The sequence below is a fragment of the Aquirufa sp. genome, from assembly GCF_964796385.1.
The window spans coordinates 1-13,415 of the sequence record NZ_CBAUBA010000023.1; the positions used below are offsets into that span (position 1 = coordinate 1).

The window sequence follows — 13,415 nt, forward strand, 5'->3', positions numbered from 1 at the left end:
AAAAATACGGCTTTAGATAAATCAATTACTGACAATAAATCATTGGCTGATGCCAAAGATGTAGCGCTAGACAAATCAATTAATGACAATAAGTCGGCTCAGGATACAAAAAATCAATCGTTAGATAAGTCAATTGCTGATAATAAATCATTGGCTGATGCTAAAGATGTAGCGCTAGATAAATCAATTAATGACAATAAGTCGGCTCAGGACACTAAAAATGCGGCTTTAGATAAGTCTATTGCTGATAATAAGTCTGCACAGGATACGAAAAATGCAGCTTTAGATAAGTCAATTGCAGATAATAAATCATTGGCTGATACCAAGGATGCAGTCCTAGATAAATCAATTACTGACAATAAGTCGGCTCAGGATACAAAAAATCAATCGTTAGATAAATCAATTGCTGATAATAAGTCTGCTCAGGATACAAAAAATACGGCTTTAGATAAGTCTATTGCAGATAATAAATCATTGGCTGATGCCAAAGATGTAGCGCTAGATAAATCAATTAATGACAATAAGTCTGCACAGGATACGAAAAATACGGCTTTAGATAAATCAATTACTGACAATAAATCATTGGCTGATGCCAAAGATGTAGCGCTAGACAAAGCAATCAATGATAATAAATCAGCCCAGGATACAAAAAATGCATCCATAGATAAGTCTATTGCAGATAATAAATCATTGGCTGATGTCAAAGATGCAGCGCTAGATAAAGCGATCAATGATAATAAGTCGGCTCAGGATACAAAAAATCAATCGTTAGATAAGTCAATTGCTGATAATAAGAAATTAAGTGATGATAAAGAAGATGCGTTAGACAAAGCTATCTATGATAACAAATCGGCACAAGAATTAAGAAATTCTGATCTAGATTCCAAAATTGCGAGTAATGTAACGCTAATCAATAGTAATAAGACTAGCCAGGACTCAAAAAACACAGAATTCGATGGTAAGTTTACAACTCAGGCAACTGCCTTAGCAACAGAGAAAGCAGATCGCGAAGCAGCTGTTATTGCTGAGCGAGTTGCTCGAGTTGCTGGATTAGATACTGAGAAAAAGGATCGTGAAGATGCAATATCGAGTTTATCTCTTGCAAATGGAGATGTTAAAACCGCTATTGAGACTGAGCGCCTTGCTCGTGTAGCTGCCCTAGCAACAGAAAAAGCAGAACGTGAAGCAGCAATGTTAGCTAATAAGGCTACTCAAGACGCTAAGAATACTGAATTAGATTCTAAAATTGCGAGTAATGTAACGCTAATCAATAGCAATAAGACTAGCCAGGATTCAAAAAACACAGAATTCGATGGTAAGTTTACGACTCAGGCAGCTGCAATTACAGCAGAAACTTCAGCTCGTACGGCTGCCCTAGCAACAGAAAAAGCAGAACGTGAAGCAGCAATGTTAGCTAATAAGGCTACTCAAGACGCTAAGAATACTGATCTAGATTCCAAAATTGCGAGTAATGTAACGCTTATCAATAGCAATAAGACTAGCCAGGAATCAAAAAACACAGAATTCGATGGTAAGTTTACAACGCAGGGAACTGCGATTGCAGCTAATGGATCTGCTATTGCAGTCAATGGATCTGCTATTGCAGCCAACAAATCTGCTCAAGATTCTAAGAACACAGAAATTGATGGCAAGTTTACAACGCAGGGTTCTGCGATTGCAGCTAACGCAACATTGATAAATAGCAACAAATCTGCTCAGGATTCAAAGAACACAGAAATCGATGGCAAGTTTACAACGCAGGGATCAGCTATTGCAGCCAACAAATCTGCTCAAGATTCTAAGAACACAGAAATCGACGGCAAGTTTACAACGCAGGGAACTACTATTGCAGCCAACAAATCTGCTCAGGATTCTAAGAACACAGAAATCGATGGCAAGTTTACAACGCAGGGTTCTGCGATTGCAGCTAACGCAACATTGATAAATAGCAACAAATCTGCTCAAGATTTCAAGAACACAGAAATCGATGGCAAGTTTACAACGCAAGGAACTGCGATTGCAGCTAATGGATCTGCTATTGCAGCCAATGGAACTGCTATTGCAGCTAATAAATCTGCTCAAGATTCTAAGAATTCAGTTTACGAGGGCAAGTTTTCAACCCAGGAAACTGCTATAGCTGCCAATGGAACTGCTATTGCAGCTAATAAATCTGCTCAAGATTCTAAGAACACAGAAATCGACGGCAAGTTTACAACGCAGGGATCTGCTATAGCTGCTAATGAAACCGCTATTTCAGCAAATAAATCTGCACAAGATTCTAAGAATTCAGTTTACGAAGGCAAGTTTACAACACAGGAAACGGCTGTAGCTGCCAATGGAACTGCTATTGCAGCTAATAAATCTGCACAAGATTCCAAGAATTCAGTTTACGAGGGTAAGCTTACAACCCAGGAAACTGCTATTACAACCAACAAATCTGCACAAGATTCCAAGAATTCAGTTTACGAGGGCAAGTTTACGACTCAAGAAACTGCTATTTCAGCCAATGGAACTGCTATTACAACCAACAAATCTGCACAAGATTCCAAGAACACAGAAATCGATCGCCAGTTTACAACGCAGGGATCTGCGATTGCAGCTAACGCAACTTTAATCAATAGCAACAAAGCTGCACAAGATTCTAAGAATTCAGTTTACGAGGGCAAGTTTACGACTCAAGAAACAGCTATTGCTGCCAATGGAACTACTATATCAGCCAACAAATCTGCACAAGATTCTAAGAACACTGAAATAGATGGTAAGTTTACAACGCAGGGATCTGCTATTGCAGCCAACAAATCTGCTCAAGATTCTAAGAATTCAGTTTACGAGGGCAAGTTTTCAACCCAGGAAACTGCTATTTCAGCCAATGGAACTGCTATTACAGCCAACAAATCTGCACAAGATTCCAAGAATTCAGTTTACGAGGGTAAGTTTGCAACCCAGGAAACTGCTATTTCGGCCAATGGAACTGCCATTGCTACCCAAGGAACTACTATTGCAGCCAACAAATCTGCACAAGATTCTAAGAATTCAGTTTACGAGGGCAAGTTTACGACTCAGGAAACTGCTATTTCAGACAACAAATCTGCACAAGAAGCTAAGAATTTAGTTTTCGAAGGTAAGTTCACAACCCAGGCAACTACTATTGCCGCTCAAGGAACTACTATTGCAGAAAATAAATCCTTACAAGATTCTAAGAATTCAGTAATTGATGCAAGTTTATTATCCCAAGGAGCTTCCATTAGCGTAAATGCGAATGCAATTCTCGCTGAAGCAAATACAAGAGAATCTGAAATTGCCAAAGAATCAGCAGCTCGTCTAGCCCTATCTAAGAAAATTGATGCAAGTCTTACCCAATTGCAAACAACTGTTACCTCAGGGGTTACTACAGTAGGTTCAACTTTAACTCAAGGTAATATCATCATAGGTGATGCTAACGATATCGCATCTGCCGTTGCGGTAACTGGTGATGTATCCATTAGTAATATTGGTTTAACAACAATTAATGCGAATGCAATTGGGTCAACTGAAATTATGAATGGCACGATTACGAATGAAGATCTCTTACATAAATCAATCTCAATTGGTACAACTCAAATTGATTTAGGAGGAAATACTTCGTCTTTAGCTGGATTATTAGCTATTTCTGCAACAAATTTTACTGGTACCCTACTAGGTAATGCGAGCACAGCTACGAAAATTACAGTTCCAAAAACCATCGGTATGACAGGAGATGTTACTTGGACTAGTGCTGAATTTGACGGTTCTGGTAATGTGACCGGTGTTGCAACAATTGGAAATGCAAAAGTTACCAATAATATGTTAGCTGGAGGTATCGATTTAACGTCTAAGGTTTCAGGTATTCTTCCTTTAGCTAATTTACCAGCTGATTTAAGTTTAAAATTAGGAACAGCAAGTACGTCAACTGCCGGTCTACTTTCTGCAGCAGATTGGAATACATTTAATAATAAACAGAAAACAGTAAGTTTGTCAACCACTGGTTTTTCTGGAGCAGCAACTTTCTCTGAAGCTACAGGAGTTTTTACTATTCCAAATTATAGCTTGGGTAATTCAGCTGGTTTCACAGGTAATTTATCTGGAGATGTAACCGGAATTCAAACTTCAACGGTTGTTAAGAAAATCAATGGAGTTTCTTTGGCAGATTTGAGCACTGGTATCTTGAAAAATACAACGGGTTCAGGTTTGCCTTCGATTGCAGTAGCTGCGGACTTCCCTATCCTAAATCAAAATACAACTGGATCCGCTGCAACAGCGATTGAATCAACTACCCAAGCGGTTAGCGATTCGACTCTAAAAATTGCGAATACCTTATTTGTAGCAAGAGGTTTGTCTAACAAAGTAAATAAATCGTACGTTGACAACTTATTAAATGCAAAAGCACCTTTAGTGTCACCTACATTTACGGGTGTACCTTTGGCGCCAACTGCCACATTGGAAACGAATAACACGCAAATCGCTACCACCGCCTTTGTGAAATCTACCGTCAATTCAGTAATTAGTAGCGCCACAGGAATTACCTTAACAGCGAATGACAATTCAACTAAGTTGGCAACTACGGCTTATGTAGACAATGCAGATGCTCTCAGAGCACCTAAAGCTTCTCCAACATTTACAGGTGAACCTTTGGCGCCAACTGCCACATTGGGGACGAATAACACGCAAATTGCTACCACCGCCTTTGTGAAATCTACCGTCAATTCAGTAATTAGTGGCGCCACAGGAATTACCTTAACAGCGAATGACAATTCAACTAAATTAGCAACTACGGCTTATGTCGATAATGCAGATGCTTTGAAATCTCCTTTAAACTCGCCAACATTTACGGGATCGCCTACGTTGCCGACAGGATCTATTGGTGTGACACAAAATTCGAATGACAATTCAACCAAACTAGCGACAACCGCATATGTAGATCGTGCTGTTTCTTCACTTTCATCGCTACCGACTGCATCAGGTGCGACCGGAAATATCTTGATTAAAACTGCTTCAGGTTCAGTTTGGGCAACAGAAATTGTCGAATCACTTACTTCTAGCTCAGCAAAAAGTATTACAGCTGTATTTACCTTATCCAATACTCCCCTATCAGGAACCTTAATTAAGGTTTATGATAGTTCAGGAGCTAAAATTCCATCCTCAAAAGTAACTGTATCGGGAACCTCAGTTACTGTTACTTTCTCATCAAATGCTAGTCCAGGAAACGTTGAATTCAACTATTATTATTAATACTCGACTATGAATAATATATGCGCACTTTTCATTTTTTGTTTATTAGCTTGTTTTACCTCACACGCTCAAAAGTTGATGAACTCAACTTTAAGCGGCGGCGGATCCACTAAGCAAGTCAACGGACGCTACATTTCACAGGTAGTAGGCCAAATGAGTGTCGCAGGAACTTTTAAAAATGGTTCGCTGACGGTCCGACAAGGCTTCAAGCAGCCTGGAATGAGTTTTAGCTTTAGAACACAGCCTATTGCCTCATCAACTAACATTATCAAAGATTCAGAAATTAATATCACATTCACCGTATTCCCTAATCCATTTATGCATCGATTTACGGTGTCATTTTCCGATGTTGTTGACGTTCCGACACAGTTGTCACTGTATGACATGGCCGGTAATTCAGTTTTTGAAAAAGTATTTCCAAATCTTGTTAAAGAGGTTGAAGTTAACAACATAGGTTACCTCCGGACAGGTCAATATATTTTGCACATAACGCAAAATGGAAAGCCAACAACCATTACATTGATTAAAGATCTTTAGATTTTAACGTTATTTTTAGAACTAGGATTTTACAAAGCTAATTCTTTTTAAGAATTAGCTTTGTTGTTGCCATTATGATTTGAAGTCTTTAATTCGACTATGTTCTACTTTATAAGCAAAATTAGTTTTCAACGCTAATATACTTGGGCGATTTTAAAACTTTGGGGGCTCTTCTCTTAATGTGCTTTTATGAAGTACTTTGTAAATGGGGCATACGCGTACAAAACCCGTTATTGCAATAATGAATGATACTACATATACTGCTATATCTATTTGCTGTGGAATTATTTTAGCATACGCTAATATTTAGAGTACAATCGCATTTGAAAATCTAACTAATTGATCCATCTTACCAATGTTTTTTCTCATTTTGAGTTACGTTTAGATTTAAACTAAAATTGTTATCAATTTAAACTAATCTTTTTTAATGGATAGTAGAACAATAAATTATTTAATTATCAAACTCGTATTTAAAGTATAATAACTTATTGCCAATTCTAATCAACGCTAACTAATTAATCCTTTTTTACTTTAACTAACTATAAATTTTAGTAAGTGAAGGTTTAAATTTCGTAACCTTTTGGGATATTAAGTAAATGTAAAATGTTTTTTTAGTTATTTAAGGGGGCTATTCTGCTCCTTTTTTAAAGTATTGTAGACCATTCGGTCCAGCCAGCCGTTCATCCATTTATTTAAGAATACCGTTAGCTTACCTTGGAAAGTTAACACCAATGTTTTTTTTCTGGCTTCATAGGCCTTTCGGATTTCATGTGCTACTTCTTCTGCCGACATCATTTTGCCTTCTTCGCGCATGGAACTGCCGGCTAGGGAACCATCGCCAACTAAAGATGCGCTTCGGATGTTGGATGCCGTAAATCCGGGGCAGGCAGTTAATACGTGTATACCCGTGTCTAATAATTCAGTTCGTAAGGCTTCTAGAAAGCCATTCATAGCAAATTTTGAGGCCGAATAACCAGTTCTCACCGGTAAACCTCGGTATCCCGCAATGGATGAAATTCCAATGATTCCACCCTTGGTTTGTTTTAAATAAGGTAAAGCAGCGTGACACGCATACACAGTGCCCCAAAAATTAATGTCCATCACTTGTTTCAAGACGTTCAAATTGACCGTTTCAAACATCGACCGCATCGATATACCTGCGTTATTGATCAGCAAATCGATCTGGCCGTAGGTTTCTATGGTCTTATTAATCATCGACTTTGTCTGCTCATCTGAGCTGCTATCGCAAATGATTGCCGTTACATCAATCTCAGCTTTGATTAATTCTTCTTTTGCGGTTTGCAAATTCTCTTTATTTCTACCTGTGATAACGATTTTGGCTCCCTGGTTTCCAAATTCAAAAGCCAATGCTTTTCCAATTCCTGATGAAGCACCTGTGATGATGACAACCTTATTTTTCATACCTGATTATTTCTATGCGAAGTTAAGGTTTTATCTGGAATTGGTTGGCTTGACCATTTAAAGCCTTATTTTTGCACATATTTACAAATAGATGAGTAAGAAGAAGGAAAAGAAAGTGCCGGTGGTGTTGGAGCAAATAACCATTTTAGATTTCGCCGCAGAAGCTAAATGCATTGCCAAAGTTAACGATGAAGTCATTTTTGTTCAGGGCCCTGTAGCTCCTGGTGACATTGCGGATCTTCGCATTTTGAAATCAAAAAAGAGTTTTAAGCAAGCGCAAGCCATTAATATTCAGCCTTTATCTGTACATCGGACAGATATTGCCTGTGCACATTTTGGTATTTGCGGAGGTTGTAAATGGCAACACGTTTCCTATGCGTCTCAAATTGCTTATAAAGAACGTCAAGTACGTGATAATTTAACACGTATAGCTAAAGTTAAATTGCCTGAATTTCAGCCTATTTTGGGTAGTTCGGAGGAATATTATTACCGAAATAAGTTAGAGTTTACCTTTTCTTCAGCACGGTGGTTAACCGAAGATGAAATCGGAAAAGAAGATTTGGGATCAATGAATGCCTTAGGATTTCACGTTCCAGGTCGTTTCGATAAAATTTTACCTGTGGATCATTGTTATCTACAACCTGATCCTTCGAATGCCATTCGGAATGGTGTGCGTGATTTTGCTCAAGCGAATGGAATTTCTTTCTATGAGTTGAAGATGCAAAAGGAAGGAGCATTACGTAACCTGATTATTCGCAATACGCTGACGGACGAATTAATGGTGACGGTGCAATTTGCTTATGCCACTGAAGATGAGATTCATTTAGTAATGAACTATTTGAAGTTGGCATTCCCTATGATCACGTCATTAAATTATGTCATCAATCAGAAAGGAAATGACACGTTCCACGATTTAGACGTAGTTTGTTTCGATGGAAAACCATTTATGGTCGAAGTGATGGAGGATTTGAAATTTCAAATCGGTCCTAAGTCTTTCTTCCAAACAAATGCCAAACAAGCGCTTCATTTATACCAATTGGTCCGCGAGTATGCAGGCTTAACGGGTAATGAAGTTGTTTATGATTTATACACGGGAACCGGAACGATTGGCTTATTTCTTGCCAAACACGCCGCTAAGATTGTTGGCCTAGAATATGTTGACATGGCCGTTGAAGACGCGAAAATCAATGCTTCATTGAATGGAATCACGAATGCTACTTTCTTCGCGGGTGACATGAAAAGGGTGTTAACGCGCGAATTCATTGCGATTCACGGGAATCCAGATGTCATCATCACAGATCCACCGCGTGCGGGTATGGATTTAGAGGTGGTTAATCAGATCTTAGAAGTACAGCCTCACACGATTGTTTACGTAAGTTGTAATCCGGCTACGCAGGCGCGTGATTTGGCTTTATTGGATGTAGCCTATGAGGTGGATGTCGTTCATCCGGTGGATATGTTCCCCCAGACGCATCATGTGGAAAATATTGTGAGACTAAAGTTAAAAAAGACGTTAGACGTTGGACGCTAGACGTTAGAAAATAATAATTGAAACCAATGATGCGAATCCTGATTTGAATTTATATCGTCTAGCGTCTAACGTCTAGCGTCTAATTAAAACGGGCTATTTAACGGATCAAAATCCTCTTCTGGCGGCAAGTTCATTTTGCTTCCCTTAAACACAGAATCAGAATTTCCTTGTTCGAATGTTGATGTCTGATCACCAAGAACACTTAATTTAAAGTTTTCGCCGCCATCACCGCCGCCAAAAGGCTGGAAGTCTAAATCACAATATTTGGTGAACTTACCAATGAATTTTAACCAAACACTGTCTAGTGAACCGGAACGGTTTTTGGCCATGATAATCTCCCCCATGCCAGCTAATGAATTTCCTTGATCATCTGCAGTGATGCCGTAATATTCGGGACGATAAATAAACATTACCTGATCAGCATCTTGCTCAATAGCTCCAGATTCACGAAGGTCTGATAGTTGGGGTTTTTTATTTCCACCACGTGTTTCTGTGGAACGATTTAATTGCGATAATGCAATGACTGGCACGTCAAGTTCTTTGGCTAATTGCTTCAGCGCACGTGAAATCTGAGCGATTTCTTGTTCGCGGTTTCCAGTTGCTCCTTTTCCGGAAGAATCGCCGGTCATCAACTGCAAGTAATCGATGACAATTAATTGAATGTCTTTTTGGGCTTTTAAACGTCTGCATTTGGCACGCAATTCTAAAATAGATAAGGCAGGTGTATCGTCAACGTATATTGGGGCTTCAAAAAGTCCTTTGATCTTCGTGTGAAGTTGCTGCCATTCATGCGGTTCTAATTTTCCCCGACGAATTTTATCGGCCTCAATTTCCGCTTCAGCAGAAATAATACGATTGACTAGTTGGACCGCACTCATTTCAAGTGAGAATAAAGCGACGGCCTGTCCATGGTCCACGGCAGCATTCCGACAAGCCGAAACGACAAATGCCGTTTTACCCATACCTGGACGTGCGGCAATAATAATTAATTCTTGTTTTTGCCAGCCCGAGGTTAATCGATCCAAATCGGTGAATCCGGAAGGAACCCCCGTTAAACCACTTTTTTGTAATTGTTTCATCTCTAATTCTTCAACAGCCTTTTTCAAGATATCCGACATACTTTCGTAATTCTTACGAATGTTTGATTCTGCAATCGTGAAAAGTTCCTGTTCCATCTTATCCAAAATGTGGAAAACATCCGTCGTATCCTCATACGATAGTCGCTGGATTTCTGAAGAGATTTGAATTAACTGACGCTTAATATATTGCTCAATGATAATACGCGCATGAAACTCCACATTAGACGTAGAACTAACACGAGATGTTAATTGGGCCAAATAACTTGTTCCACCCGCTTTTTCTAAATCCCCTGTACTTTTTAATTGGTTGTTGACCGTTAATAAATCAACAGGCTGTGAAGCCGTAAATAGGGCTTGAATCGCCCCAAAAATCTTTTGATTGGAATCTTTGTAAAAAGTTTCTGGTTTTAATAATTCAATAACATTGGCTAAAGGTTCTTTTTCCAACATTAATGCACCCAACAATGCTTCCTCAAGATCAATAGCTTGGGGAGGTAATTTCCCTAATCCCAGGTCGCTTAAGCGTTGCGGAGCATTTGAACGAACATTGCCTGAGCCTTGTCGTCCCTTATTGAAAATTTGTGCGGGTGTATTCGAATCCATAGACTACAATTTTACAAATTTTATATAAAATTAACATGTAAATCAGCGGATAAAATTTCAAGATTTCCCTATTTTAGTACTTTCATTCATGCCATAATCATAACTAGTTGATCGAGAAAAATATATCCTTGTCCGAAATCTCCTTAATTGAGTTTCTTGGAGTTTCCAATGCACATTTTCAATTGCTCGTGGACGCCTTTACACAAACGAAAATCATCTGCCGTGGTGATCAGTTAACCATTCGAGGTTCAGATGATCAAATTGCATTAGTAGAAGCGATTGTTAATCAGTGCATTCAGCATTTAAATAAACATAGCACATTTACAGCTATTCACATGAAGGCCTACATCGATTCGGTGTTAAATCCGACGGGTGAAGAAACGGTTACCCCGTGGGTGGAGGATAAAGATGTTTTGCTTTTTGGCAACAAAGGAATTGTAATCAAAGCGAAGACGCCTAACCAACGTAAACTTGTAGACGCAGCTAATGAAAACGATATTGTTTTTGCTATTGGACCAGCGGGTACAGGCAAAACCTATACCGCGGTAGCTTTAGCTGTCAAAGCACTGAAAAATAAAGAAGTTAAAAAGATCATTATCACGCGTCCCGCTGTGGAAGCCGGTGAGAATTTAGGATTTTTGCCTGGAGATTTAAAGGAAAAAATTGATCCTTATTTACGACCAATTTACGACGCACTCGACGATATGATTCCGCCCGAAAAATTAAAGTTCTACCTTGAAAATCGAACCATTGAAATTGCACCTCTAGCCTACATGCGTGGTCGCACATTAAATAAAGCCTTTATATTGCTTGATGAGGCTCAAAATACCACTTCGATGCAAATGAAGATGTTTTTGACACGTATGGGTATTCAATCAAAAACCATAATTACGGGTGATAAGTCGCAGGTTGATTTGCCTAAAAATCAAATTTCTGGCTTGGGTGAAGCTGAACGGATTTTATCTGGTATTCAGGGAATATCATTCGTTGAATTAGACGGTTCGGATGTGGTTCGTCACCGATTGGTTCGTAAGATTATCGAAGCCTATGGAAAGCAAGACAAATAAAATTACGCAGGCGGTATCCCCTGCTGATATTGATCTTGTTTTTGAAATTCGGACCGAGGTTTTTGTTGTGGAACAAAAATGTCTTCCTGTTGAAGAATTCGATGAATTAGATGCAGTTGCCATTCACTATCTGTACTGGGTTAATGGCATTCCAGTAGCTACGGGTCGCTATCGTAAAACCGATAAAGGAATAAAAATTGAACGTATTGCGACTTTAGCCGAATACCGTGGACAGGGGTATGCTTCCGAAATGGTGCGTTTTTTGATTCAGGAGGCACAAATTGCTTATCCTGAAGTGAATTATTTTTATTTACATGCCCAACAATCCGTTATGCCTTTATATGCGTCTGTCGGATTTTCTGCATTTGGTGGAACCTTTATTGAAGCCGATATTGTTCACCAAGCCATGTCATTGCATCTTTAATTTAGCCCATGTCAACGAAATCTATTCAAGCTATTTACCCTCCGGGTCCTCCTCATTTTGTAGGTGACGGATTTAGAGTTCATAATTTTATACCCAGCAGGCATGGCTTGGACATGGAGCGCATGAGTCCATTTATCATGATGGATTATGGTGCTAAATTTTATTTTTCACCTTCGGAAACTCCGCGTGGTGTAGGCGTTCTTCCACATCGTGGTTTTGAAACAGTGACGATTGCCTATAAAGGACGTGTTGCACACCATGACAGTGCTGGTGGCGGTGGAATAATTGGGGAAGGCGATGTACAATGGATGACTGCTGCTTCAGGAGTTTTACACAAAGAATATCACGAAGAAGAATTTAGTAAATCAGGTGGTGATTTTCAGATGGTGCAGCTCTGGGTTAACTTGCCAGCAAAAGATAAAATGTCGGCACCTAAATACCAAGCCATCCAAAACAAACAGATTCCACGCGTTCCAGTACATTTAGGCGAGGTGGAAGTGATTGCAGGTTCTTATCAAACTACGCCAGGAGCAGCATGTACCTTCACGCCAGTTAATTTGTTGAATGCCAAATTGAGTCCAGAAGGAAAAGCAAGTTTTGATTTTCCTGCCAATTACAATACGGCGTTACTGGTTATAGAAGGTAAAATTCAAGTTAATGGAGTTGAGGTAGCCCCAGAAAATCATTTCGTGTTATTCGATACGGATGGGACCCAATTTGAGATTGATGCAACTGAAGAATCGGTAGTCTTAGTCCTGAGCGGCGAACCGATCAACGAACCGATTGCTTCACACGGTCCTTTTGTCATGAACAGCCGACAAGAAATTATGCAGGCGTTTCAAGATTTCGAAGAGGGAAAATTTGGAGAATTGAGTTAAAAAAAAGAGGTAAGAAGCACATTTAAATATGCTTCTCACCTCTCACCTCTTACCTCTTAACTCTAAAATGGTAAATCGTCACCACTTTCAGCAGCCAATGGAGGGAATTGATATCCGCCTGCTGGACTAGCTTCTACATTGGGTGGAACGCTTGGACTAGACCCCATTCTGTCTAAACGATAGGCACGAATCTCGGTGTACCAGCGGTCATTATATTCGCGTGATTCAACGTTAAATTGAACTTTCACGATTTCTCCTTCTTGTAGAGGTGCTAAATCTTGGGTTTTATCGCCCCACACCGACATACAAACTTTTTTAGGATATTGATCTTGTGTTTCAAGGACAAACTCTTGTTTGACCCAGTTTGAACCATTTTTACCTGTTCCCGTAACCTCAGGTAATTTCTTGATTAGTTTTGCGCTTAGTTCTAAAGCCATTAATTGAATTATTTGAATTTTTGAATTGTTGGCAAGTAAGTAAATATTTGGTAATTTTGCTAACCGTTTTTGGCGATGTGGTGAAATTGGTAGACACGCTACCTTGAGGTGGTAGTGCCGCTTTAGGTATGGGAGTTCGAATCTCCCCATCGTCACGAAATTTTTTGTTTAGTCTGTAAATCATGTTGAA

General features: G+C 39.3%; 10 protein-coding genes and 1 tRNA gene. 7 read left to right on the forward strand and 4 right to left on the reverse strand.

Translation table 11 applies throughout. The features are described 5' to 3' along the window. On the forward strand, positions 1-5,247 hold a 5,247-nt coding region (locus AC1W6K_RS08025; RefSeq protein WP_481947101.1), incomplete at its 5' end, for a beta strand repeat-containing protein. A 9-nt stretch (positions 5,248-5,256) separates the two neighbouring features. Further along, positions 5,257-5,784 (forward strand): T9SS type A sorting domain-containing protein, encoded by a 528-nt coding sequence (locus AC1W6K_RS08030; RefSeq protein WP_481947102.1) that lies wholly within the window; start codon positions 5,257-5,259, stop codon positions 5,782-5,784. Between the two features lie 153 nt (positions 5,785-5,937). Here the strand turns inward: AC1W6K_RS08030 and AC1W6K_RS08035 are convergent, their stop codons facing one another. Beyond that, positions 5,938-6,090, reverse strand: coding sequence for a YgaP family membrane protein (locus tag AC1W6K_RS08035; protein ID WP_481947125.1), 153 nt, complete (start codon positions 6,088-6,090; stop codon positions 5,938-5,940). A gap of 309 nt (positions 6,091-6,399) precedes the next feature. Further along, positions 6,400-7,206, reverse strand: coding sequence for an SDR family oxidoreductase (locus AC1W6K_RS08040; protein ID WP_481947103.1), 807 nt, complete (start codon positions 7,204-7,206; stop codon positions 6,400-6,402). A 91-nt stretch (positions 7,207-7,297) separates the two neighbouring features. On the opposite strand from AC1W6K_RS08040, the gene rlmD reads away from it, so the two are divergent. Then, positions 7,298-8,737, forward strand: a complete 1,440-nt coding sequence (gene rlmD, locus AC1W6K_RS08045; RefSeq protein ID WP_481947104.1) for a 23S rRNA (uracil(1939)-C(5))-methyltransferase RlmD — start codon at positions 7,298-7,300, stop codon at positions 8,735-8,737. Positions 8,738-8,820: 83 nt separating this feature from the next. Here the strand turns inward: rlmD and dnaB are convergent, their stop codons facing one another. Then, complete coding sequence (gene dnaB, locus AC1W6K_RS08050) at positions 8,821-10,419, reverse strand: replicative DNA helicase (protein ID WP_481947105.1); 1,599 nt, start codon at positions 10,417-10,419, stop codon at positions 8,821-8,823. Positions 10,420-10,547: 128 nt separating this feature from the next. Between dnaB and AC1W6K_RS08055 the strand changes: the two genes are divergently transcribed. The 3 genes from AC1W6K_RS08055 to AC1W6K_RS08065 are packed head-to-tail and all read left to right on the forward strand — an operon-like array spanning position 10,548 to position 12,788. Further along, positions 10,548-11,486 (forward strand): PhoH family protein, encoded by a 939-nt coding sequence (locus tag AC1W6K_RS08055; protein WP_481947106.1) that lies wholly within the window; start codon positions 10,548-10,550, stop codon positions 11,484-11,486. Beyond that, positions 11,467-11,910, forward strand: a complete 444-nt coding sequence (locus AC1W6K_RS08060) for a GNAT family N-acetyltransferase (RefSeq protein ID WP_481721713.1) — start codon at positions 11,467-11,469, stop codon at positions 11,908-11,910. Before AC1W6K_RS08055 ends, AC1W6K_RS08060 begins: the two co-directional genes overlap by 20 nt. Positions 11,911-11,918: 8 nt before the next feature. Then, positions 11,919-12,788: a pirin family protein gene (locus tag AC1W6K_RS08065; RefSeq protein WP_481947107.1), complete on the forward strand. Its 870-nt coding sequence runs from the start codon at positions 11,919-11,921 to the stop codon at positions 12,786-12,788. Positions 12,789-12,850: 62 nt separating this feature from the next. Here AC1W6K_RS08065 and AC1W6K_RS08070 read toward each other — a convergent pair whose 3' ends face one another. Next, positions 12,851-13,225, reverse strand: a complete 375-nt coding sequence (locus AC1W6K_RS08070) for a DUF3127 domain-containing protein (RefSeq protein ID WP_481721717.1) — start codon at positions 13,223-13,225, stop codon at positions 12,851-12,853. Between the two features lie 71 nt (positions 13,226-13,296). Between AC1W6K_RS08070 and AC1W6K_RS08075 the strand changes: the two genes are divergently transcribed. Then, positions 13,297-13,380 (forward strand) — tRNA-Leu (locus AC1W6K_RS08075). The last annotated feature ends 35 nt before the right edge of the window (positions 13,381-13,415 follow it).